This is a genomic window from Streptomyces spongiicola, assembly GCF_003122365.1.
GTDB classification, from domain to species: domain Bacteria; phylum Actinomycetota; class Actinomycetes; order Streptomycetales; family Streptomycetaceae; genus Streptomyces; species Streptomyces spongiicola.
In genome coordinates this window covers 310,835-333,266 of the sequence record NZ_CP029254.1, presented here as the reverse complement: position 1 = coordinate 333,266, position 22,432 = coordinate 310,835, and the positions used below count along the sequence as shown (strand labels likewise).

Annotated in this window: 20 protein-coding genes; 13 read left to right on the top strand and 7 right to left on the bottom strand. The window is 73.1% G+C overall.

Annotation, left to right across the window (positions count from 1 at the left end):
- Nucleotides 1-6: 6 nt before the first annotated feature.
- A complete protein-coding gene (locus tag DDQ41_RS01405) occupies nt 7-570 on the top strand; it encodes an arginine repressor (RefSeq protein ID WP_109292793.1) in 564 nt (187 codons plus the stop codon).
- 262 nt (nt 571-832) lie between these two features.
- Here the strand turns inward: DDQ41_RS01405 and DDQ41_RS01400 are convergent, their stop codons facing one another.
- From DDQ41_RS01400 to DDQ41_RS01385, 4 genes are all read right to left on the bottom strand, one after another.
- Nucleotides 833-1,585 carry an FAD:protein FMN transferase gene (locus tag DDQ41_RS01400; RefSeq protein ID WP_109297482.1) on the bottom strand — a complete coding sequence of 251 codons (753 nt, stop codon included), beginning with the start codon at nt 1,583-1,585 and terminating at the stop codon, nt 833-835.
- Nucleotides 1,586-1,623: 38 nt separating this feature from the next.
- Nucleotides 1,624-2,505 (bottom strand): FMN-binding protein, encoded by an 882-nt coding sequence (locus DDQ41_RS01395; RefSeq protein WP_109297483.1) that lies wholly within the window; start codon nt 2,503-2,505, stop codon nt 1,624-1,626.
- A 38-nt stretch (nt 2,506-2,543) separates the two neighbouring features.
- Entirely contained in the window at nt 2,544-3,911 is a 1,368-nt protein-coding gene (locus DDQ41_RS01390; RefSeq protein ID WP_109297481.1) for a ferredoxin reductase family protein, read from the bottom strand.
- Between the two features lie 373 nt (nt 3,912-4,284).
- Entirely contained in the window at nt 4,285-5,892 is a 1,608-nt protein-coding gene (locus DDQ41_RS01385; RefSeq protein ID WP_109292792.1) for a hypothetical protein, read from the bottom strand.
- A 116-nt stretch (nt 5,893-6,008) separates the two neighbouring features.
- On the opposite strand from DDQ41_RS01385, the gene DDQ41_RS01380 reads away from it, so the two are divergent.
- The 4 genes from DDQ41_RS01380 to DDQ41_RS01365 all read left to right on the top strand — a co-directional run bounded on the left by DDQ41_RS01380 (nt 6,009) and on the right by DDQ41_RS01365 (nt 11,184).
- The gene (locus DDQ41_RS01380; protein ID WP_216365075.1) at nt 6,009-7,202 is read left to right on the top strand and encodes an argininosuccinate synthase; all 1,194 of its coding nucleotides are present in this window, start codon (nt 6,009-6,011) and stop codon (nt 7,200-7,202) included.
- 246 nt (nt 7,203-7,448) lie between these two features.
- Nucleotides 7,449-8,876: an argininosuccinate lyase gene (gene argH, locus DDQ41_RS01375; RefSeq protein ID WP_109292790.1), complete on the top strand. Its 1,428-nt coding sequence runs from the start codon at nt 7,449-7,451 to the stop codon at nt 8,874-8,876.
- A 212-nt stretch (nt 8,877-9,088) separates the two neighbouring features.
- On the top strand, nt 9,089-9,640 hold the full coding sequence (locus DDQ41_RS01370) for a TetR/AcrR family transcriptional regulator (RefSeq protein WP_109292789.1): 552 nt from the start codon (nt 9,089-9,091) through the stop codon (nt 9,638-9,640).
- On the top strand, nt 9,637-11,184 hold the full coding sequence (locus DDQ41_RS01365; RefSeq protein WP_109292788.1) for an MFS transporter: 1,548 nt from the start codon (nt 9,637-9,639) through the stop codon (nt 11,182-11,184). The genes DDQ41_RS01370 and DDQ41_RS01365 overlap by 4 nt, the downstream gene beginning before the upstream one ends.
- Nucleotides 11,185-11,671: 487 nt before the next feature.
- Here DDQ41_RS01365 and DDQ41_RS01360 read toward each other — a convergent pair whose 3' ends face one another.
- Nucleotides 11,672-12,361: a lysophospholipid acyltransferase family protein gene (locus DDQ41_RS01360; protein WP_262508634.1), complete on the bottom strand. Its 690-nt coding sequence runs from the start codon at nt 12,359-12,361 to the stop codon at nt 11,672-11,674.
- Between the two features lie 318 nt (nt 12,362-12,679).
- Here DDQ41_RS01360 and DDQ41_RS01355 point away from each other — a divergent pair, with 318 nt between their 5' ends.
- The 3 genes from DDQ41_RS01355 to DDQ41_RS01345 all read left to right on the top strand — a co-directional run bounded on the left by DDQ41_RS01355 (nt 12,680) and on the right by DDQ41_RS01345 (nt 15,331).
- Entirely contained in the window at nt 12,680-13,870 is a 1,191-nt protein-coding gene (locus DDQ41_RS01355; RefSeq protein ID WP_109292787.1) for a glycerophosphodiester phosphodiesterase, read from the top strand.
- A 352-nt stretch (nt 13,871-14,222) separates the two neighbouring features.
- Complete coding sequence (locus DDQ41_RS01350) at nt 14,223-14,771, top strand: sigma-70 RNA polymerase sigma factor region 4 domain-containing protein (RefSeq protein ID WP_109297479.1); 549 nt, start codon at nt 14,223-14,225, stop codon at nt 14,769-14,771.
- A gap of 35 nt (nt 14,772-14,806) precedes the next feature.
- On the top strand, nt 14,807-15,331 hold the full coding sequence (locus tag DDQ41_RS01345; protein ID WP_109292786.1) for a GNAT family N-acetyltransferase: 525 nt from the start codon (nt 14,807-14,809) through the stop codon (nt 15,329-15,331).
- Nucleotides 15,332-15,465: 134 nt separating this feature from the next.
- Here the strand turns inward: DDQ41_RS01345 and DDQ41_RS01340 are convergent, their stop codons facing one another.
- Nucleotides 15,466-15,843, bottom strand: a complete 378-nt coding sequence (locus tag DDQ41_RS01340; RefSeq protein ID WP_109297478.1) for a hypothetical protein — start codon at nt 15,841-15,843, stop codon at nt 15,466-15,468.
- Nucleotides 15,844-15,937: 94 nt separating this feature from the next.
- Complete coding sequence (locus tag DDQ41_RS01335; RefSeq protein WP_109292785.1) at nt 15,938-16,297, bottom strand: hypothetical protein; 360 nt, start codon at nt 16,295-16,297, stop codon at nt 15,938-15,940.
- A gap of 943 nt (nt 16,298-17,240) precedes the next feature.
- On the opposite strand from DDQ41_RS01335, the gene DDQ41_RS01330 reads away from it, so the two are divergent.
- From DDQ41_RS01330 to cbiE, 5 genes are all read left to right on the top strand, one after another.
- Complete coding sequence (locus tag DDQ41_RS01330; RefSeq protein WP_109292784.1) at nt 17,241-18,323, top strand: methionine ABC transporter ATP-binding protein; 1,083 nt, start codon at nt 17,241-17,243, stop codon at nt 18,321-18,323.
- Nucleotides 18,320-18,988 carry a methionine ABC transporter permease gene (locus DDQ41_RS01325; RefSeq protein WP_109292783.1) on the top strand — a complete coding sequence of 223 codons (669 nt, stop codon included), beginning with the start codon at nt 18,320-18,322 and terminating at the stop codon, nt 18,986-18,988. Before DDQ41_RS01330 ends, DDQ41_RS01325 begins: the two co-directional genes overlap by 4 nt.
- A 126-nt stretch (nt 18,989-19,114) precedes the next feature.
- Nucleotides 19,115-19,984, top strand: coding sequence for a MetQ/NlpA family ABC transporter substrate-binding protein (locus DDQ41_RS01320; protein ID WP_109292782.1), 870 nt, complete (start codon nt 19,115-19,117; stop codon nt 19,982-19,984).
- Between the two features lie 177 nt (nt 19,985-20,161).
- On the top strand, nt 20,162-20,800 hold the full coding sequence (locus DDQ41_RS01315) for a GNAT family N-acetyltransferase (protein ID WP_167450226.1): 639 nt from the start codon (nt 20,162-20,164) through the stop codon (nt 20,798-20,800).
- A 349-nt stretch (nt 20,801-21,149) separates the two neighbouring features.
- Entirely contained in the window at nt 21,150-22,361 is a 1,212-nt protein-coding gene (gene cbiE, locus DDQ41_RS01310) for a precorrin-6y C5,15-methyltransferase (decarboxylating) subunit CbiE (protein ID WP_109292780.1), read from the top strand.
- Nucleotides 22,362-22,432: the final 71 nt, after the last annotated feature.

Sequence of the window (22,432 nt, the reverse complement as noted above, 5' to 3'; positions counted from 1 at the left end):
ACGACGATGACCGACGCGCAGGGCACCGAGAACTGGGGAGCCTCCCAGACGGAGTCCGGTGGAGGGCCGTCCGTGCCGCAGACGCGCACGGCCCGCCACCGCCGGATCGTGGACATCCTCAACCGGCAGCCGGTGCGCTCCCAGAGCCAGCTGGCGAAGCTGCTCGCGGACGACGGACTGAGTGTCACCCAGGCGACCCTCAGCCGCGACCTCGACGAACTCGGGGCCGTGAAGATCCGGAACACCGGCGGAGAACTCATCTACGCGGTGCCGAGTGAGGGAGGGTTCCGCATCCCGCAGGCCCCGCTGGGGGAGTCCGCCAAGGAGGAGCGGATGCGCCGCCTCTCCGGCGAACTGCTGATCTCCGCCGAGGCATCGGCCAACCTGGTGGTCCTGCGTACGCCCCCGGGCGCGGCCCAGTTCCTCGCGTCGGCGATCGACCAGGCCGAACTCCGCGCGATCCTCGGCACCATCGCCGGCGACGACACCCTGCTGCTGATCTCCCGCGACCCCGCGGGCGGCCAGGCCCTCGCCGACCATCTGCTGCGCCTGGCACAGAGGGCCCGCTGACGGCACGGGGGGAGGGGGTGCCGCCGCCGCGGGCGTCGTGCACCCCCGCCGGGGGTGCACGACGGTGAGCGTCCGGGACGCCGGAGGCCGTCCCGCTTCCCCGAGCCGCTCGACGATGCCGGCGGGCGTCGAGCCCCGTCCGCCGCTCGATGCGACCCCGCCGGGCCCCGGGCGAACGCCGTCCGCCGGTTCGGAGCCGGTCCGGAGTCTGAATCAGTCGGTCCGTAGCTGTAGCCGGAGCCGGAGCCGCAGCGGCCCGGCCTCAGGCCGCCCGGCCCTCCCCGTCGCCGCGCCCGGCCAGATGCCGGGCGAATCCGCTGGTCTGCCAGGTGCTGCCGTCCGCGGCGACGCCGAAGCCCTCCGTGCCGGGCAGCCGCTCCAGCCAGGCACGTGCTCCCGGGCCCATGGCGTACGCCGCCGTCGCCCTCGCGTCCGCCTGGGTCAGCCCCCGGCAGACCACGGTCAGGGACGCCGGGCCCGCGGCCGGGGCCCCGCCGGAGTGCGGGTCGACGATGTGGCAACCCCGTTCGGCCGGTCCGGAGGTGGCGACGGCGAGTGTGTCGTGCGCCTCCACGACCGCAGCCAGCGCGCCGGGGCGCAGCGGATCGGAGATGCCGACCCGCCAGGGTCCGCCGTGCAGTTGGACGTCGCCCCCGCCGTTGAGGCAGACCGCCGCCGCCCCGGAGGAGGCGATCATCTCCACCGCCCGCTGCACCGCCCACCCCTTCACCAGGCCGGTGGGATCGAGCCCGCCGGTGTAGCGGGGGGTGAACCAGCCCTCGCTCAGGCGTTCTTCGGCCGCGCAGTGCCGGAAGACCTCGGCGACGTCCGGCTCGCAGTCGGCCAGGGCGAGTCCGCCTACGGCGAGCCTGCTGATCTGGCTGTCCGGGCGGTAGGGCGAGAACACCTCGTCCACATGGTGCAGCCCGGCCACGGCGGCGGCGAGCCCGGCGCGCACGCGCTCGCGGTCGGCATCGCCGTCCGTCCGGACGTCGAACGAGAACACCGTGCCCATCACATGCTCGACATGGCGCATCCGCGCCCGGTCGCCGCTCACAGGCCCGCCTTGTCGAGGGCGCTCTGCAGGGAGCGGATGTAGCCCTGGCTGGTGTAGGTGGCGCCGGAGACGGTGTCGATCTCGGCGCTCTGGGCGGCGACGGCCGCCTGGTTGAGCTTCGGCACGGCGCCGGCCGCTATCCTGCGGCTGTTGGCGTCGGAGCCGGGGGTCTTCACGGCCTCGGCGCCGGTGATCCGGCCGCCGCTGACGGTGAGCCGCACCTGCACGTCGCCGTACTGGGTGCCCGCGACGTCTCCGAGCACCGACTCGGCGGCCCCCGAGCCGGAACCCTGGCCCGGGCCGCCGGCGACCGAACCGTCGCCCGAACCGGAACCGGGGCCCTCGCCGCCGGAGCCGGCGTCCCGTCCCGGCTCTTCCCCGCCCGGGGCTTCCGCACCGCTGCCGGCGCCCGGCGCGGAGCCCTGTCCCGTACCGGCACCGGCACCGGCACCCGCGACCCCCGCCTTGTCGAGGGCGCTCTGCAGGGAGCGGATGTAGCCCTGGCTGGTGTAGGTGGCGCCGGAGACGGTGTCGATCTCGGCGCTCTGGGCGGCGACGGCCGCCTGGTTGAGCTTCGGCACGGAACTCTCGGCGATCTTGCGGCTGTTGGCGTCGGTGCTGGGCACCTTGACGGTCCGCGCCCCGGTGATCCGGCCGCCGCTCAGGGTGAGTTCGACCTGCACCGGACCGAACTGCGTGTCCGCCTCGTCCCCGAGGACGGTCGCCCCGCCCGCGGGTACGGCGCCGCTGCCCGCGGGTTCCGAGGCCGCGGGCGGTACGCCGCCGGCCTGGGACGCCGCCCCCGCCACCGAGGTGCCGGGCTGCTTCAGCGTCAGCAGCAGCGCGACGGCCGACGCGGTGCCGGCGACCGCGACCATCATCCGGCGCAGTGGATGCTTCCTCTTCACGTACGGCCTCACATCTCGAACGACTCGTGATGGATACGACGCGACGGCACGCCCGCCGCCCGAAGTGCGTTGTAGGACTCCTCGGCGAGACCGGGCGGCCCGCAGAGGTACACGTCGTGCTCGTCGATGTCCGGGAACACCTCCTTGAGGCGCTCGGTGCTGATCTCCGGCCGCGCCCCGTCCGGCCCGTTCACGGCGTACAGCAGCTTCGCCCGCCGGGCCTCGGCGATCTCCTGGAGCTCGGTCCACAGCGCCAGGTCGTCCGTCGAGCCGGCCCGGTAGAGCAGGGACAGGTCCCCGGGCGCGGCGGGCAGCGTCTCGAACAGCGCCCGCAGCGGAGTGATCCCGGCGCCGCCGGCGATCAGGAGCACCTTGTTCCGGCTGCGCCGGCCCGCGGTCATCGCCCCGTAGGGGCCCTCGGCCCAGACCCGGGTACCCGGCTCCAGCCGGCTGAGCGCGCCGCTGTGCTCACCGGCCGCCTTGACGGTGATGCGCAGCAGATCGGGACGGGGCGGCGCGGAGAGGGAGTACGGATTGGAGCTCCAGCGCAGCCCGTCGGTGAGGAACCGCCAGCGGAAGAACTGGCCGGCCTCCGCGCCGATCCGGTGCAGCCGCCGTCCCGTGATGAGCACGGACACCACCCCGGGGGCCTCGTCGACGACGGACTCCACGCGCATCCGGTGCCGGAGGTTGAGCCGCACCGGTGCCAGGATCCGGTACCAGAGGAGCAGTGCGCCGACGGTGCCGTAGAGCACGTACCAGATGGTCCGGGCGGTCGCGCTCGCCACGAACTCCGATCCGGTGGCCAGCTGGTGCCAGAACGTCAGGTACACGGCGACGTAGGTCAGCAGATGCAGGTAGTACCAGGTCTCGTAGCGCATCCGGCGGCGTACCGCGCCCGCCGAGACGAAGCCGACGACCAGCAGCAGGGCCGTACCGATCGTCGCCTCGACCATCTCGGGGAAGTCGACGACGACGGTGGCGGTCTGCTCGACCAGGCCGGTGCCGGCCTGGACGGAGTATCCCCAGACGGTGAGCACGACATGGGCGGCGACCAGGCTGATCGCGTACCGGCCGCTCATCGCGTGCCAGCGCGTCGCCCGGTCGGAGCCCACCCGCCGCTCCAGCGCCGGGACGCGTGCCATCTGAAGTACCACGAGGGCGATCAGGTAGCCCCCGAGCAGTCCCGTGATCCGGCCCGCGCCGATCAGCCACTCCGCGGGGTCCATGTGGACGACCGCGGTGTTGTCCCACCACAGCCACAGGACGGCGGCGGCCCCGGCCCAGGTGGCGGCCAGCAGCACCGTCGCCGGATTGCGGCGCGGCCGGATCGCCCGCATCGTCAGACGTCTGGCGGCCCGACCGCTCTGAATCATCGTCACCGCTGCTCCTCGGTCATCCCTGTGGCGCAGGTGGATACGGAGAGAAGCTCCGAGGAGTTCAATCGTCCGGCGGCGCGTCGGGGCGGCGCGTCGGGACGGTATCGAGGGGCGGCGCGTCGGGGCGGTATCGAGGGGCGGGCACGCCGGGCAGCGCGCGGGCGCCGTCGCCGCCGCCGTCGGCCTGCCCGAGGGCGCGGGGTGTTTCCGCCGCCCGGCGCGGGTCGTCGAAGGCAGGGATGCGGCCGCTGGGAGTGCACTGGCGATCTTGAGAACGCGCCCGACTTGCACCAGGTTGCCCCGATCGGCACGGGCGAACTGGTGCAAGAAGGACGGTCGGAGCGAGATCTTCGGCAGACTCCTGGTCTGGCTAGGCCTTCCTGCGTCTGATCCATGCCCGGATCGCGGCCCCCACCCGGGCGCGCGGGGACGGTGCCGGGATGCCGCCGTCTCCCGACCCCGGACCCGCCCCCGAAACCGACCCCGTACCCGCCCCCGGAACCGGCCCAGGCCCCCGCGCAGTTGCAGCCGCGCACGCGGCTTCCGGATCTGCCGCCGCTTCCGGCCCCCCTGCCGTTGCCGTCTCGCCGCCCGTCCCGGACGGCCCGGTCAGTCCGGCCCGCCACCGCAGGCTCAGCAGCGCGTGCACGCTGAAGAGGTGTGTGCAGCGGTCCAGCAGCGCGTCGAGTTCGGCGGGGTCATGGTGTCCGCCCTGCGGCGGTACCCACTGCTGGATCGCCGTTACGGCCAGGGTCGCCAGTGCGCGGTCCGGGCCGTCGAGCAGGGCCACGGCGGCGCGGAGTTCCGCGATCCCGCCACGGGCGCGCACCAGCCGGAAGGCCGTGCGCCGGGTGTGGGCGGGGCCCCGGTCGCCGGTGACCCGGCTCAGGAGCCAGTCCTCCGGCAGGCTGCCCGCCCACGGGAGGAGCGTGGTCGCGGCTTCCCGGGCGACGGTGGGTGCGGGGTCGTCGAGCAGCGGCCGCAGCCGATCCAGGTCGATTCTGCCGAGCAGCCGGAGCCCGGCGACGGCCCGGGCCCGTACCGACGGCACGGGATGGCCGGTCAGTGGCCACAGCAGCGCGGCGTCAGCGGGCTCGCCGCACTCGGCGAGTCCGAGCGGCGCCCAGGCCGGTATGCCGTGGTCGGCCGGGTCGGCGCACAGGGCGCGGTAGAGAGGAAGCGGTTCGGTCCCGCCCTGCCGCAGGACATAGCGGGCGCAGGCCCGTACCAGCCCCGAGCGGTCGGTCAGGAACGGGCGGGCGTCGTCGTGGCGTCCCGCCCGGCGGAGGGCCGTGACCCCTGCGGACCGTGCGGCGGGGTGCCGTGACCGCACCAGCGGGAGGATCACGTCGTCGAGGGTGGGGGCGCGTCCGAGGGCCGCATCGGCGCACAGCCGCTGCACGACGACGTCCTCGTCCGCGGCCGCGGCGCGGGCCAGCCGGTCGGCGGGGAGGAGTCCGTGTTCCACGACCAGGCCGTAGGCGATCCGGCGTGTGGCGCGATCCGGCGAGACCAGCAGCGGTTCGAGCACGGCGGGCCGGGCGGACCGCAGGAACGCGGTCAGCGTCTCGTGCGCGAACCCGCCGCGCCGGCGGCGGGACAGCCGGAGCGCCAGGGCGGTGAGCGGCACCAGGTCCTCAGGTCCCACCGCGGCCAGCAGTCCGGGAAGCAGGTCACGGGCCCGCGTCCGGACCGGCCCGGCCCAGTCCGCCGTCCGGACCACCAGCAGTGGCAGCAGGTCCGGGTGGCCGGCCACCTGTTCCAGTGCGGCCTCCCGGACCCGTCCGTCCCGGTGGCACAGCGCCAGGGCGGGCACGCGCGTCAGCTCCCGCGAGCGGACCTGCGGCCCGCCCGTCCGCACGGCGCGGACCTCCGCGTCGAGATCCAGCCAGGCGTCGGGGTCCGCCGACTCGAGTACGTCGCGGATCCCGGCACCCTGTACAAGCCGTTCGACGGCCGTGTTCCCCCTGCTCGTCATGGGGTGAGGCTACGCAGCGGGGGGGACGGGCGGCCACTGCTTATCACGGCTTTGACAAAACATACGGAGCACTGCATAGTTATACCCATCAACGCATGCACCGTAAGGAGAAACCCGTGACCGAGCGCGTCGTACTCGCCTACTCGGGCGGTCTGGACACCTCCGTCGCCATCGGCTGGATCGCCGAGGAGACGGGCGCCGAGGTCATCGCCGTTGCCGTGGACGTCGGCCAGGGCGGCGAGGACCTGGATGTCATCCGCAAGCGCGCGCTCGCCTGCGGTGCGGTCGAGGCCGAGGTGTCGGACGCCAGGGACGAGTTCGCCGAGGAGTACTGCCTCCCGGCGATCAAGGCCAACGCCCTCTACATGGACCGCTACCCGCTCGTCTCCGCCCTCTCCCGGCCCGCGATCGTCAAGCACCTGGTGGCCGCCGCGAAGAAGCACGGCGCCTCGATCGTGGCCCACGGCTGCACCGGCAAGGGCAACGACCAGGTGCGGTTCGAGGCCGGCATCGCCTCCCTCGCCCCGGACCTGAAGTGCATCGCGCCGGTCCGTGACTACGCGATGACCAGGGACAAGGCCATCGCGTTCTGCGAGGAGAAGCAGCTCCCGATCGCGACCACCAAGAAGTCGCCGTACTCCATCGACCAGAACGTCTTCGGGCGGGCCGTGGAGACCGGCTTCCTGGAGGACATCTGGAACGGTCCGATCGAGGACGTCTACGAGTACACCTCCAACCCGGCCGAGGCCCGCGAGGCCGACGAGGTGATCATCTCCTTCGAGGCGGGCGTCCCGGTCGCCGTCGACGGCAGGCCCGTCACCGTCCTGCAGGCGATCCAGCAGCTCAACGAGCGGGCCGGCGCCCAGGGCGTCGGCCGGATCGACATGGTCGAGGACCGGCTCGTCGGCATCAAGTCCCGCGAGGTGTACGAGGCCCCGGGGGCGATCGCGCTGATCACCGCCCATCAGGAGCTGGAGAACGTCACCGTCGAGCGCGAGCTGGCCCGGTACAAGCGGCAGGTCGAGCAGCGCTGGGGCGAGCTGGTCTACGACGGCCTGTGGTTCTCCCCGCTCAAGCGGGCCCTGGACGGCTTCGTCGACGAGGCCAGCCGGCACGTCACCGGCGACATCCGGATGACCCTGCACGGCGGCCGCGCCGTCGTCACCGGCCGGCGGTCCGACCAGTCGCTGTACGACTTCAACCTCGCGACGTACGACACGGGTGACACCTTCGACCAGTCGAAGGCGCAGGGCTTCATCGACATCTTCGGCCTCTCGGCGAAGATCGCGGCGAGGCGCGACCTCGCCTGATTCGTAAATAGAACGCGTCCAAGGTCGAGAAGACCCGTTCGCCTTCGATTTACAGGCCAACAGGGTGGGGCTCGGCCTCCGGACTACTGATCCACCGGGGCCACCGCCCTGACGCAGGTCCACCGCCGCCGCCTCCCCTGCGGCCGGCCTCCCCCGCGGCCCGCCGGGCCGCGGGGGAGCCGCCGGCCCGGCGCAGGGGAGGCGGCGGCACATCAGAAGCCCGGCAATTCTTGAGGAGCAAGTGCTGTGAGCAGTAACAGCGGTGACGTCAGGCTCTGGGGCGGCCGGTTCGCCGCCGGCCCCGCGGAGGCGCTGGCGAAGCTGTCGGCGTCGGTCCACTTCGACTGGCGGCTCGCGCCGTACGACATCGCCGGCTCCCGCGCCCACGCCCGGGTGCTCCACCAGGCCGGTCTGCTCACCGCCGACGAGCTGGAGCGGATGCTCGCCGGCCTCGACCGGCTGGAGGCCGATGTCGCCGACGGCGGTTTCACCGGCACCATCGCCGACGAGGACGTCCATACCGCCCTGGAACGCGGCCTCCTGGAGCGCCTGGGTCCGGACCTCGGCGGCAAGCTGCGGGCCGGCCGGTCCCGCAACGACCAGGTCGCCACGCTCTTCCGGATGTATCTGCGCGACCACGCGCGGATCATCGGCGGACTGATCGCCGAACTCCAGGACGCGCTGGTGGGGCTGGCGGAGGCCCACCCCGATGCCGCCATGCCGGGCCGCACGCACCTCCAGCACGCCCAGCCGGTGCTCTTCGCCCACCATGTGCTCGCCCATGTCCAGTCGCTGTCCCGGGATGCCGAACGGCTCCGCCAGTGGGACGAGCGGACCGCCGTCTCCCCGTACGGCTCCGGCGCGCTCGCCGGGTCGTCCCTCGGGCTGGACCCGGAGGCGGTGGCGCGGGACCTCGGCTTCGAGCGCGGCAGCGCGGGGAACTCCATCGACGGCACGGCCTCCCGGGACTTCGCCGCCGAGTTCGCCTTCATCACCGCGATGATCGGGGTGAACCTCTCCCGGATCGCGGAGGAGGTCATCATCTGGAACACGAAGGAGTTCTCCTTCGTGACGCTCCACGACGCCTTCTCCACCGGCTCGTCGATCATGCCGCAGAAGAAGAACCCCGACATCGCCGAGCTGGCGCGCGGCAAGTCGGGCCGGCTCGTCGGCAATCTGACCGGTCTGCTCGCCACCCTGAAGGCGCTGCCGCTCGCCTACAACCGCGATCTGCAGGAGGACAAGGAGCCGGTCTTCGACTCCTGCGACCAGCTCGAGATGCTGCTGCCCGCCTTCACCGGGATGATGGCCACCCTGACCGTCAACCGCGAGCGCATGGAGGCACTCGCGCCCGCCGGCTTCTCGCTGGCCACGGACATCGCGGAGTGGCTGGTCAGGCAGGGCGTGCCGTTCCGCGTCGCGCACGAGGTCGCGGGCGAGTGCGTCAAGGAGTGCGAGGCGCACGGGATCGAGCTGGACCAGCTCACGGACGATCAGTTCGCGAAGATCTCTCCGCACCTCACGCCCGAGGTCAGGACCGTGCTCGACGTCCCCGGCGCGCTCGCCTCCCGCAGCGGCCGCGGCGGTACGGCCCCGTCGGCGGTCGCCGTCCAGCTCGCCGAGGTCAAGGCGGATCTGGCCGTCCAGCATGCCTGGGCCGGCGCCGAGGAGTGACCGTCGCGGGGGTGCCCGGCCGCCGGGCCGTCGCCCACGCGAGCGGGTAGCCGTCCCCGGCCGCGAGGAGTTCCTCACGCCCGGGGCGGGGTGCGCGCGAGGCCGACGGGCAGCGGCGGCTTCAGGTGCCCGGCGCCCCTGCTCCGCCTCATATGAGGCCGACCACAGGACCGAATGAGACGTTGACGTCTCATTCGGTCTATGGTTGTCTCATGGCTATGGATCGTGAACAGGTGCTGCGCGCCGCCGCAGCCCTCCTTGCCCGTAAGTCGACCGCGACCATGGACGAGGTCGCCCGGGCGGCGGGCATCGGCCGCGCCACTCTGCACCGGCACTTCGCCGGGCGGGACGCGCTGGTGAAGGCGCTCGAGGCCTTCGGAATCGAGGAGTTCGAGGCGGCCGTCGGCCGCGCCGCGCTCGAGGACGGCCCCGCCGGCGACGCCCTGCGCCGGCTGATCGCCGAGATGGAGCCCGCGGCGGAGCTCCTCGCGTTCCTGGTCACCGAGAACCAGCTGTTCGAGGGCGACCAGGTCGACGAGGGCTGGGCCCGGCTCGACGCCCGGGTCAGCGCCCTGTTCCGACGGGGCCAGGAACAGGGCGAGTTCCGGATCGACCTCTCGCCCGTCTGGCTCACCGAGGCCCTCTACGGCCTCATCGGCACCTGCGCCTGGGCCGTCATGGACGGCCGGGTCGCCAAGAACGAATTCCAGTACATGATCACCGAGCTGGTGCTCGGCGGAGCACTCCGGAGTGTGGAGAGATGACCAGCGGTACCGTCCAGCGCACGGGCGGTGCGGACGAGGCCCTGTACCGCCCCGGGCGCTGGCTGGCCCTGGCGGTACTCGTCCTGGCCGTACTGCTGGTGGCCGTGGACGCCACCGTGCTCGGCCTCGCGACGCCCTTCCTCAGCGAGGACCTCCAGCCCACCGGCACCCAGCTGCTGTGGATCGGCGACGTCTACTCGTTCGTCATCGCCGGACTGCTGGTCTCCATGGGCAGCCTCGGCGACCGGATCGGCCGCAAGAAGCTGCTGCTGACCGGCGCCGTCGCCTTCGGCGCGGTGTCCGTGCTCAACGCCTACGCCACCACGCCCGAGATGATGATCCTCGCCCGGGCCCTGCTCGGCGTCGCCGGGGCCACGCTCATGCCCTCCACACTGGCGCTGATCCGCAACATCTTCCACGACCCGCGCGAGCGCAGCATCGCCATCGGCATCTGGGGTGCCATGGCCTCGGCCGGCGCAGCCGTGGGCCCGGTCGTCGGGGGCTTCCTGCTGGAGCACTTCTGGTGGGGCTCCGTCTTCCTCATCAATCTGCCCGTGATGGCCGTCCTCGTCGTCGTCGGCGTCAAGCTGCTGCCCGAGTCGAAGAACCCGGTCGCCGGCCCCTGGGACCTCGTCAGCGTCGCCCTGTCGCTGATCGGCATGATCGGCGTGGTCTACGCGATCAAGGAGGCCGCCAGCCACGGTGTGGGCTGGGATTCCGGCGCCGCCGCCCTCACCGGCGCCGGCGCGCTGTACGGATTCGCCAGGAGGCAGCTCACCCTGCCCTCCCCGCTGCTCGACATGCGGCTGTTCCGGAACCGCGGCTTCTCCGGCGCCGTCCTCGCCGACCTGCTGACCATCCTGGGCCTGTCGGGACTGGTCTTCTTCCTCTCCCAGTTCCTCCAGCTGGTGCAGGAGCGGCCGCCGCTCGAGGCGGGGCTCGCGGAACTGCCCGCCGCGATCGGTGCGGTGGCGACCGGCCTGGTCGCCGGCCGCTTCGCCCGCCGGTACTCCGTCCGGTCCGTCGTGGCGGGTGGACTCGCCGCCATGGGTGCCGCACTCGCCGTGCTGACCTTCATCGGCGGCTCCACGGGCTATCCGCTGCTCGGCGCGGCCCTGCTCGTCGTCGGTGTCGGCGCCGGCTTCTCGTTCACCGTCACGGCCGACGTCATCCTGTCCAGCGTGCCGAAGGAGCGGGCCGGCTCGGCGTCGGCGGTGGCCGAGACCGCCTACGAACTCGGTGCCGCTCTCGGTATCGCGCTGCTGGGATCGATCGTGACCGGGGTGTACCGGAACTTCGCGACACCGGAAGGAGTGCCCGCCGACGTGGCGTCCGCCGCCCATGAGTCGCTCGGCGGGGCGGTGGAGGCCGCGACCGTGCTGCCGGCGCACCAGCGGGCCGAGCTGGTCGGGGCGGCGCAGGAGGCGTTCGTCGAAGGGCTGCGGCTCGCGGCCGGCGTGGGGGCGGCGGTGCTGCTCGGCACCGCCGCGGCCGCGTGGTTCCTCCTGCGCGGCCAGAGGCTGGCGGACGGCATCGAGCACTGACGCCCGGGTGTACGGCATCGAGCACTGACGCCCGAGTGTACCGGCTCCCCGTTGAACCGCAGCCCCCCGGGGCTCCGCTGCCCGGGGCTCCGGGGCCGCGGCGCTTCGGGGGCCGGGGCCGCGGTGCCCCGGGACCGGTACCCGCCCCCGCGCACCGGAAGACCGGCCGCCGTGTACGACGGACGCCGCGCCCGCACCGATGTGCGGAGGCGGCATCCGGCTCGCGGCCGATGCGTCCAGGGGACGGGGCCGGACCGGTGCCCGGCCACCCGCACAGGCGGTCGGGGCCCGGCACGGGCGGTCAGGTGGGCATGCGCGGTGCAGCAGCGCCTGGCCCGGCGCTGGCGGTCCGGCCCCGCACGGGCGGTCAGGTCGGCCGCCCGGCACCGGCGCCCATCGCGTTCGCTCGTTCGGGCCCGGCCGGACGGGTCCTTCGCGGCGGGCGCACCCGAGAACCGCCGGACGGACCCGGCCGTCCGGGGAGGGCTCAGGCCGCCTTCGCCTTCGTCGCGTACATGTCCACGTATTCCTGACCGGACAGCCTCATCACCTCGGTCATCACCGAGTCCGTCACGGCACGCAGCACATAGCGGTCGCGGTCCATGCCCTCGTACCGCGAGAACTCCATCGGCGTGCCGAAGCGGACCGTCACCCGGCCGGGACGCGGCAGGCCGGCACCTCCCGGCTGGAGCTTGTCGGTGCCGATCATGGCGAACGGGACGACGGGCGCGCCCGTCATCAGGGTGAGCCGGGCGATTCCGGTACGTCCGCGGTAGAGGCGGCCGTCGGGGGAGCGGGTGCCCTCCGGGTAGATGCCGAAGACCTTCCCCTCCTCCAGCACCCGGCGGCCCGTCATCAGAGCCGCCACACCGCCGTTGGCGCCGTCCCGGTCCACGGGGATCATGCCGACGCCGGTGAAGAACCACGCCATCAGCCGGCCCTTGAGCCCCTTGCCGGTGACGTACTCGTCCTTGCCGATGAAGTGGACCCGGCGGTCGCACACGATCGGCAGCACCATCGAGTCGATGAAGGTCAGATGGTTGCCGGCGAGGATGACCGGGCCGTCCCCGGGGATGTTCTCGGCGCCTTCCACGCGCGGGCGGAACATCAGGCGCAGGAGCGGTCCGAGCACTGCCTTGATGAGCGACGAGCGGGACAACGGGTCCTCCGGTGTCAGAAGCGGGACTGCGGTACGGCCGGCGAAGTCTCTGCAGGTGAGGACGATACTCGCGAGTGCCGCCCGACCGCACGTCGGGTTTACCGAGTGGATACACGGTGTTGACCCGGGTTCGGCCCGGGTTCGGCCCGGGTTCGCCCCGGGGTCGCCCCGGGTCTCCGGCACGTGACGTCCTCGTGCCCGGTGCCGCGTCAGGCGGGGTCTGCCCGTCGGCAGCGTCGCGACGGGGCGTACGTCGCCTGACGCGGCACTAGCCTGTGCGCCGCGAGGCCCCGCGCAACCGGCCGCGGAGTACGCCCATTCGACGAAGGAGCGTTCATGACACACGGTGCGGAGACCACCCCCGGCCGGCGGACCGTCCTGGGGGCGGCGGTGCTCGGATCGGCGGCGCTCGGGATGGCGGCCGCGCCGGGGGCCCACGCCGCGGAACAGGCCGCCGGTGACGGCGGGGCCCGCGGGGAGCGGCACGGCGGAGGCCACGGCCCCGGTTACCGCTCGCTGCCGGTGCCCACCGTCATCGCCCACCGTGGAGCGAGCGGCTACCGGCCCGAGCACACCCTCGGCTCCTACCGGCTGGCCCTGGACATGGGCGCGCACGTCATCGAGCAGGACCTGGTGCCCACCAGGGACGGGCATCTGGTGTGCCGCCACGAGAACGACATCTCAGGCACCACCGACGTCGCCTCGCGTCCCGAGTACGCCTCACGCCGGACGACCAGGTCGGTCGACGGCACCCGCATCACGGGCTGGTTCACCGAGGACTTCACCCTCGCCGAGCTGAAGACGCTGCGGGCCGTGGAGCGGATCCCGGAGAGCCGCCAGCGGAACACGGTCTACGACGGCCGCTGGACGATACCCACCTTCGAGGAGGTGCTGCGCTGGGCCGGCGAGGAGGGCCGTCGCCGCGGCCGGCCGGTGTGGCTCCACGTCGAGACCAAGCACCCGACCTACTTCCGCAGCATCGGCCTCGGCCTGGAGGAACGCCTCGCGAAGCTGCTGCGCCGCCATGGCCGGCACCGCGGGAACTCGCCCGTCTTCCTCCAGTCGTTCGAGCCGAGCAGCATCCAGCGGCTGGCGAAGCTGGTGGACTCGCCGCGCGTCGTGCTGCTCGCCGGCGCGGCAACGCGCCCCTGGGACTTCACCCAGGCCGGCGACCCGCGCACGGTCGCGGACCTGGTCACGCCCGAGGGCCTGAAGTGGATCGCCTCGTTCGCCCAGGGCATCGGGCCCACCCTCGACCTCATCGTGCCCAAGGACGCGAGCGGCAGGCTGGGCACGCCCACCACGCTCGTCCGGGACGCCCACGCGCAGGGGCTGATCCTGCACCCGTACACGATGCGGAACGAGAACTCCTTCCTGCCCGCCGACTTCCGCCGCGGTACGGACCCCCACGCGTACGGCGACGCCTTCGGCGCGTTCAAGGTGTACTTCGAGCAGGGCATCGACGGGATCTTCACCGACAACCCGGACACGGGTCTGCTGGCCCGTGCGGACTTCGCCGACGACTGACGGCCCGCCGCATGCCCACCGGCCGCATGCCCATCGGCCGGGCGCCCACCGGCCGGGCGGCGCCCGCCGCTCGGCCCGCGCCCGCTCCGGCCGGACCGCGTCAGGGGCCGAACGGCCGTCATACGGCCGGGTGAGAGCCGTCCTCGGTGGAAACCGCGGCTCCGGGTGGGGCGTCCCGCACGGCATGACATCGTGCGAAGCGGACTCGGCCCCACCCTCCGCCACCCGCCGGGGCGCCATGGCGCCCCGGTCCCCGACCGCCGCCCGCGGCTGCTCCGGACCGCGGCCGGGGTCCGGCCGGAGCGCGGCGGGTGCCCGTGCCACCGCGGAGGGATCCGGCGCCTCGGCACCCTTGGGTGTGGCACCCGCCGCCGCGGCACCCGGGACCGCCGGCGCGCTCGTGCGCGAACTGCGGCCGCTCGTCGCCGCGGAGGCGAGCGCCGAGGCGTACGGCGGCGCCCTGGACTCGAATGACCTCGAACAGTCCGTCTGGGTACGGCTCCTGGAGCGACTCGGCACCGAGGGCCCGCCGCCCGACGCCGCCGGCTGGGTGGCGGGGGCGGTGCGGGACGAGGCCCGCCGCGCCCGTTCCCGCACCCAGCGTGAACACCCCTACCCGGCCGAGCCCGCAGCGGGACCCGCCGCCTGCCCCGAACGGGCCGCGCTCGTCGCGGAACGGCGCCGTGCCCTGCGGGCCGCGGTCGCCCGCACACCGGGTCGATGCCGCCGGCTGCTGACTGCGATGCTGGCGCCGGGGGACCCCACCTACCGAGAAATCGCAGGAGAGTTGGGAATCTCACAGGGAAGTCTGGGACCGACGCGTTCCCGTTGCCTCGGATGCTTGCGCAGAATGCTCGTTACAGAGGTTGCGGCTCCTGAACTCCGGGGAATGGAGCGGTGACAACCGGGCGGCGGGTGAGCGGGAGGCATGCGCACATGGGCATGAGCGTGACCATCTCAGCGGCAACGGCGGAGGACGCCGAACAGATCCTCAAGCTTCAGTACCTGTGCTACCAGAGCGAGGCCGAACTCTACGGCGACTACCGCATCGAACCGCTCACCCAGACGCTCGCGGAACTCCGCGCCGAACTCGACCGGGGACACGCCCTGGTGGCCCGTCTCGGCGACGAGGTGGTGGCCTCCGTACGCGGCGAGGCCGACGGCGAGGGCATCGCCACGATCCGCAAGCTCATCGTCCACCCCCGGATGCAGCGCCACGGTCTGGGCGGCCGGCTGCTCGACGCCATCGAGGCGCACTTCGCGGGCGAGTCCGCGGCCCGCCGCTTCCAGCTGCTCACCGGGCACCGCAGCGAGCGGAATCTGCGCCTCTACCGCGGCCACGGCTACACGCCCGTCTCCACCCGTGTGATGAACCCGCGGCTGACGCTCGTCACCATGGAGAAGGACGCGGCCGCGGTGCCCTCGGCCCGGGCCGAGGGGAGGTTCGTCAGGAGCGCGTAGCCCGCGCGGCCGGCGGCAGGGCCGGTCCGGCAGGCAGGCAGGCAGGCAGGCGGACGGTCCGTCCGGCGGGTGGGGCGGTCCGTCATTGCCGGGTCCGCTCCGCCGCCGGGCCCGCTCCGCCGGCCGGGACCGGTTCAGCGCCGGGACCGGCGCAGCCAGAGCAATCCGGTCACGGGCAGCAGCACCGGAATGAAGAGGTACCCCATGCCGTAGTCCGACCAGACCGTGGCGTCCGGGAAGGCGGAGGGGTCCAGCAGCGTCCACGTACCCACGATCAGGACGCCCACCAGCTCCGCGGCGCAGCACACCAGAGCCGCCCTGCGGGCCTTCTCGCCGCCGCGGAACAGGGTGTACGTGATGAACGCGTACACCACCGCGGCGATCGCCGAGAGCGTGTACGCCAGGGGAGCGCGGTCGTACTCGGTGGCGATCTGGTACACCGAACGCGACACGGCGCCCACCGACATCACCCCGTACAACCACACCAGCAGCAGCCCCGGGCCCCTGACCAGCCGTGCCCCCGGCGCCCCCGTCGCCTCCGGAACGGTGGCTCCGGCTGCTCCGGCTGCTCCGGTCGCCCCCGTCGGCCCGGTCTCTCCGGCCACCTCAGCCTCCCCAGATGTCGTGGAGCCGGACCTCCAGCACCGCGAGCACCACCGCTCCGGCCGCGACCGTCGCCGAACCCCAGCGGGTCCGCTCGGTCAGCGACAGGAACCCGGCGGCGGGGACCGCGGCGAACGCGCCGACCAGATAGGCGATGAAGATAGTCGCCCCCTCGTCGGCCTTCTCGCCCCTCGCCAGCTGCACCACGCCCGTCACCAGCTGGGCCAGCGCAAGCAGCGTGACCACGGCCATACCGGCGAAGTGCCAGTCCTTGGTCGGCTGGTCCCGGAACGCTGCGAAACCGCACCAGGCGGCGAGGGCGAGAGCGGTCACGGACACCGCGACCGTCAGGGCGTCAAGCATGGGGGAGAGCGTATTACGGGCCAAAAGGCACCATGCGCGCGGCCCCGGAGGAGCCGCCGCGCGGGACCGGTCGACCGCGCGGACCCGGCGCCTCGTCGCCGACCCGACCCGCCTGTGTGGTCCCCGAGGGCGCGACGGCGGGTCCGACGGGCGGCGGGCCCCGGCCGGCGACCGCGGGCGGATTGGTCGGCGGTGGTCCGTACGGCGACGGGTGGTCGGGACCGTGACGGGTGGTCCGTACGGCGACGGGTGGTCGGGACCGTGACGGGTGGTCCGTACGGCGACGGGTGGCCGGGACCGTGACGGGTGGCCGGGACCGTGACGGGTGGCCGGGACGGTGATCGCGGCCCGGACGGCGCCCGTGGCGTTGACCACAGCCCGCCCTCCCCCTCGCACCCGCCGCGGGCACCGCCGTCCCCGTCCTCTCCTCCCCGGCAATCCCCCGTCCTCTGTCCCTGATTCCCCCTGGTCCCCCTGACTTCCCCTGGTCCTCCCTGGTCCTCCCTGGTCCTTTCTGCTCCTTCCCCTGGCCGCGCAGCCCGAGGCGCCCGGGGCGACGACGACGGCCGTCGCCGGTGATCCGGATTGCGGAGGTCCGCGTTCCGCTATTCGGACACCCGTGATCCGGTCGTACGTTCGTCTGTTTTACTGGCCGCATGACCACGACGAGCAGCCGCACCCCTGCGACCGAGGCGATCACGACGCCCGGTGCTCGCCGTATGTGTCGAATGTGCGCCTTCTGAGGACCCCTGCCTGAGCCTCGCGCCCCGAAGCGAAACCCCGCGGTCCAGCCGTGCCCGCCGTGACGGTGAAGGCTCGGCCTGCCCCGCGTACGTTGCCGACCGGCCCACCCGCGTGCCGCGCCGGCTGCCCCGAAGACGACATGCCCCGTGCCCGGCCGCGGAACCCTGCGCCGCGCACTCGACAGTGACGGAAAACCCCTGTGATCACCACGACGGGCCTCACCAAGGTCTACCGGTCGCGAGGCCGCGACATCACCGCGCTCGACGGAGTCGACCTGCACGTCCGCGAGGGCGAGGTGTTCGGAGTCATCGGCCGCAGCGGAGCAGGCAAGTCCTCCCTGATCCGCTGTGTGAACCTGCTGGAGCGCCCCACCTCCGGCAGCGTCGTCGTCGACGGCACCGACCTCACCGCCCTCGCCGGAAGCGGCGACCGCGCCGGGAAGGAACTCCGCCGGGCGCGCAGCCGTATCGGCATGGTCTTCCAGCACTTCAACCTGCTGTCCTCGCGCACCGTGCGGGGCAACGTCGAACTGCCGCTGGAGATCCTCGGCGTGTCCGGTGCCGAACGCTCGCGCCGCGCCCTCGAACTCCTCGACCTCGTCGGTCTCGCCGACAGGGCCGGGGCCTACCCCGCGCAGCTCTCCGGCGGCCAGAAGCAGCGCGTCGGCATCGCCCGCGCGCTCGCCGGCGATCCCAAGGTGCTCCTCTCCGACGAGGCCACCAGCGCCCTGGACCCCGAAACCACCCGGTCCGTGCTCCAGCTGCTGCGCGACCTCAACCGGGAACTCGGTCTGACCGTGCTGCTCATCACGCACGAGATGGACGTCGTCAAGACCGTCTGCGACTCCGCCGCCCTGATGCGGCGGGGCCGGATCGTCGAGTCCGGCACGGTGGGCGAGCTGCTCGCCACGCCGGGCTCCGAACTCGCCCGCGAGCTGTTCCCCGTCACCGGGGACGCCTCGGGACCGGACCGCACCGTCCTGGACGTCACCTTCCGCGGTGACGCCGCCACCCGGCCGGTGATCTCCCAGCTGTCCCGCACCTACAACATCGACATATCGATCCTCGGTGCCGCGATGGACACCGTCGGCGGCAGGCAGGTCGGCCGGATGCGCATCGAACTGCCCGGCGGCTACGAGGCCAACGTCGTACCCGTCGGCTTCCTGCGCGAACAGGGCCTCCAGGTCGACGTCGTGGACGACGACGCGCCGGCCCCGGCGCCCGTGGAGAGCACCGCGACCCGGGCCCGGGCCGCGGCGCTGGTGAAGGAGACCGTCAAGTGACGTGGTCCGAGATGCAGCCCCTGCTGACCCAGGGCACGCTGGACACCCTCTACATGGTGCTGTGGTCCACCGTGGTCACGGTGGTCGGCGGACTGCCGCTCGGCATCCTCCTCGTCCTCACCGACAAGGGCGGACTGCTGCAGAACACCCCCGTGAACAAGGCCGTCGGAGTGGTCGTGAACATCGGTCGCTCGCTGCCGTTCATCATCCTGCTGATCGCGCTGATCCCGTTCACCACGGCCGTGGTCGGCACCTTCATCGGGCCAACCGCCATGATCGTGCCGCTCGCCGTCGGCGCCATCCCGTTCTTCGCGCGACTCGTGGAGACGGCGGTCCGCGAGGTCGACCACGGACTGGTCGAAGCCGTCCAGTCCATGGGCGGATCCATCCCGACGATCATCCGCAAGGTACTGCTGCCGCAGGCCCTCCCCTCGATCGCCGCCGCCGTGACCACCACCGTGATCGTGCTCGTCGGCTATTCGGCCATGGCGGGCGCGGTCGGCGGAGAGGGCCTCGGCTCCAAGGCCGTGACCTACGGCTTCCAGCGGTTCGAGACCGAGTTCATGCTCGTCACCGTCGTCGTCCTGATCGCCCTCGTCACGGCCGTACAGCTGATCGGCGACGGGTTCGTGCGGCTGCTGTCGCGCCGCGGCCGCACCGACTGACCCCATCCACCCACCCATCCACTCACCCGCACCACCCGGGTGCCGGCGCTTCGCCCCGGCCGCCCGAGCGAGCCCGCACTCCTTGTCCGGGCGCCACCACCGCAACACCAGAAAGAGGCACTCTTCGTGCGCAACCTCCGCAAGAACACCAAGCTCACCGCGGCAGCCGCCGCCACCGCCGCGCTCGCCCTCGGCCTCACCGCCTGCGGCACGTCCTCCGACCCCGCCGCGGCCGGATCCGGCGGCAGGTCCGCGGAGTCCCGGCCGCTCGTCGTCGCGGCGTCCCCGACCCCGCACGCCGACATCCTCGGCTTCGTCAAGGAGAAGCTCGCCGCCAAGGCAGGCCTCGAACTGGAGGTCAGGGAGTTCACGGACTACGTCCTGCCGAACACCGCCACCCAGTCGGGCCAGGTCGACGCCAACTTCTTCCAGCACAAGCCGTACCTGGACGACTTCAACGAGAAGAACGGCACCACCATCGTCCCGGTGGTCGACGTCCACCTCGAGCCCCTCGGCCTCTACTCGAAGAAGGCCGCGTCGGTCAAGGACATCAAGCCCGGGCAGACCGTCGCCGTCCCCAACGACACCACCAACGAGGGACGTGCGCTCCAGCTCCTCGCCGGGCACGGCCTCATCACCCTCAAGCCGGGCGTCGGCACCGGCGCCACCCTGTCCGACATCACCGACCGGAAGGGCCTGGAGTTCAGGGAACTGGAGGCCGCGACCGTCCCGCGCGCCCTGGACGACGTCGACGCCGCCGTCATCAACGGCAACTACGCGATCGAGGCCGACCTCAAGCCCGCCCGGGACGCACTCGTCCTGGAGAAGGCGGAGGGCAACCCGTACGCCAACTTCCTCGCCGTCAAGAAGGGCAACGAGCAGGACGAGCGCGTCGTGAAGCTCGCGAGGCTCCTCAACTCACCCGAGGTGCGGCAGTACATCGAGGACACCTACTCCGGCTCCGTCGTCCCGGCCTTCGGCGCCCCGGCCAAGTGACACCTCCCGTACGGCCCTTGAGGACGTACCGGTGAACGAGGGCCCCGTGCACCCCCGGTGGTGCGCGGGGCCCCGGCGTAGGGTGAGCCGTACCGACCCGGCCATGCACAGCGCCGACCCGATGCTGCATGCTGTGCCTTTACGGCCCTTACGACGGTCTTCCGCATGGAGCTGCGCATGACTACCACGTTCCCGGACATCTCCATCAGTACGGACCGGCTGGTGCTGCGCGCGCTCGAACCCGCCGACGCCCCCGCCCTGGCCGAGATGATGAACGACGAGCAGGTCGCCGCCTGGACGGCCGTGCCCCAGCCCTACGGCGAGTCCGCCGCGCACCGCTGGATCAGCGACCACGCCCCCGCCGAACGTGCCTCGGGCCGGGGCATGGACCTCGCCGTCACCGAGTTCCTCACCCAGCGCCTGGTCGGCGTGGTCGGGCTGGGCAAGACCGACTGGCGGGTGCGCTCCACCGAGATGTCGTACATCGTCGCCCCCTGGGCCCGAGGCGAGGGCTACGCCTCCGAGGCGGCCCTCGCCACCGCGCGGTGGCTCTTCCGCGACCAGCGGTTCGAACGAGTCGAGCTGCGCACGGCCGCCGACAACGCGGCCGCCCAGCAGGTCGCCCAGCGGATCGGCTGCATCAGCGAGGGCGTCCTGCGCGGTGCCTGCATAGCCCGCACCCGCACCCAGAACGGTAGCTGGGCCGAGCTGCGCACCGACTTCATCGTCTGGAGCCTCCTCCCGGAGGACCTCGACGGCGTCGCCGACCAGATGGCCGAGGCAGGCGGGTTCGCCGCCTACACCGACTGGAACTGAACCACCGGACCCGAAGCCCCACCGCGCCGGACCTGCCGGTACGACAAGGTGTCGCGGTCCCCTCCGGGGGGCAGGCGGCGCCGGACAGCGGCCGGAGGCCCCCGTACACGCCGGCTCCGTACACGCCGGCTCCGTACACGCCGGCCCCGTGGAACCAGCGTCGTGGAAGCAGCGTCGTGGAACCAGCACCGTGTAACCCGCTCCTCGGCATCGTCCCCGGGAACCAGCCCTGCGGCGCCGGGCAGGCCGAGCCACCGCCCGTCACCGACACCGGGTACCCTCGGCCCTGCCTGCCCCGGGCCTCCTGGGCACGGTCCCCACCTGCGACGACACCAGGAGAACGACGACGATGGCCGACCGGGTCACGGTGATCGGCTGGGACGGCTCGCCGCTGACCGCGGCCGCCAGGTCCGCCCTGTCCGCCGCCACGCTCGTCGCCGGGGCCGCCCACCACCTGGCGCTCCCCGAAGTACCGCCGGGCGCAGAACGCGTCCGCCTCGGCAGCCTCGATCTCGCCGCACGCAGGATCGCCGGCCACCGCGGCAGCCCCGTCGTCCTCGCCGACGGCGATCCGGGCTTCTTCGGTGTCGTACGCACCCTCCGCGCCCCGCAGCACGGGCTGGAGGTGGAGGTCGTCCCCGCCGTCTCAGCCGTCGCAGCCGCCTTCGCTCGGGCGGGCATGCCGTGGGACGACGCCCAGGTCGTCGTCGCCCACAGCCGCACACTGCGTCGCGCGGTCAACGTCTGCCGGTCCCATCCCAAGGTCGCCGTCCTCACCTCCCCGGGCGCCGGGCCCGCCGAACTCGCCCTGCTCCTCGACGGTGTCCACCGCACCTTCGTGATCTGCGAGGAACTGGGCACCGCACGTGCGCAGGTCACCGTGCTGACCTCCGACAAGGTCGCCGACCACAGCTGGCGCGACCCCAACGTCGTCATCGTCGTCGGCGGCACCAGCGCCCAGGGCGGCGGGGGCTGGGCGGCCGGCCGGGAGCCCGGCTACCCCTCCCAGCCGCGCGGCTGGGCCCTGCCGGCCGGCGAGGACCGGCCCACCGCCGAGAGCGAGTCGCCGCGACTGCGCGCCGCCCAACTCGCCCGGCTCGGGCCCCGGCTCGGTGACCTCGTGTGGGACATCGGCTGCGGCAGCGGTGAACTGTCCGCCGACGCGGCCCGCTTCGGCGCCGCGGTGATCGCCGTCGACGGCGACCCGGCCGCCTGCATCCGTACCGACGCCGCTGCGCGCCGCCACGGCGTCCTGCTGCAGACCGTCCACGGCCGGGCGCCCCACGTCCTGGAACGGCTCCCGGAGCCGGACGTCGTGCGCATCGGCGGGGGCGGCGTACCCGTCGTCACCGCCTGTGCCGACCGCAGGCCCGAGCGGATCGTCACCCACGCCTCCACCAGGGACGAGGCCGAGTCGATCGGCGCGGCGCTCGCCGAGGGCGGCTACGCCGTCGAATGCGCCCTGCTCCAGTCCGTGGAACTCGATCCCGGCGACTGGTCGGAGCGCGAGCGGTCGGTCGTCTTCCTGCTCGCCGGCCACCGTCGGGAACCGGCCTTCTGACCTGCCGCCGACCGCCCCCCTGAACCGGGCGCCGAACCCCGGCGGGGTAGGCTGGCCGATCGTTGCACCGC

Excerpts from the sequence above, each read along its gene's own strand:
- DDQ41_RS01405 (WP_109292793.1), top strand. The coding sequence starts at position 7 with ATGACCGACGCGCAGGGCACCGAGAACTGGGGAGCCTCCCAGACGGAG.
- DDQ41_RS01400 (WP_109297482.1), bottom strand. The coding sequence starts at position 1,585 with ATGGGCACGGTGTTCTCGTTCGACGTCCGGACGGACGGCGATGCCGAC.
- DDQ41_RS01395 (WP_109297483.1), bottom strand. The coding sequence starts at position 2,505 with ATGGTCGCGGTCGCCGGCACCGCGTCGGCCGTCGCGCTGCTGCTGACG.
- DDQ41_RS01390 (WP_109297481.1), bottom strand. The coding sequence starts at position 3,911 with ATGATTCAGAGCGGTCGGGCCGCCAGACGTCTGACGATGCGGGCGATC.
- DDQ41_RS01385 (WP_109292792.1), bottom strand. The coding sequence starts at position 5,892 with ATGACGAGCAGGGGGAACACGGCCGTCGAACGGCTTGTACAGGGTGCC.
- DDQ41_RS01370 (WP_109292789.1), top strand. The coding sequence starts at position 9,089 with ATGGCTATGGATCGTGAACAGGTGCTGCGCGCCGCCGCAGCCCTCCTT.
- DDQ41_RS01365 (WP_109292788.1), top strand. The coding sequence starts at position 9,637 with ATGACCAGCGGTACCGTCCAGCGCACGGGCGGTGCGGACGAGGCCCTG.
- DDQ41_RS01355 (WP_109292787.1), top strand. The coding sequence starts at position 12,680 with ATGACACACGGTGCGGAGACCACCCCCGGCCGGCGGACCGTCCTGGGG.
- DDQ41_RS01345 (WP_109292786.1), top strand. The coding sequence starts at position 14,807 with ATGGGCATGAGCGTGACCATCTCAGCGGCAACGGCGGAGGACGCCGAA.
- DDQ41_RS01335 (WP_109292785.1), bottom strand. The coding sequence starts at position 16,297 with ATGCTTGACGCCCTGACGGTCGCGGTGTCCGTGACCGCTCTCGCCCTC.
- DDQ41_RS01315 (WP_167450226.1), top strand. The coding sequence starts at position 20,162 with ATGACTACCACGTTCCCGGACATCTCCATCAGTACGGACCGGCTGGTG.
- cbiE (WP_109292780.1), top strand. The coding sequence starts at position 21,150 with ATGGCCGACCGGGTCACGGTGATCGGCTGGGACGGCTCGCCGCTGACC.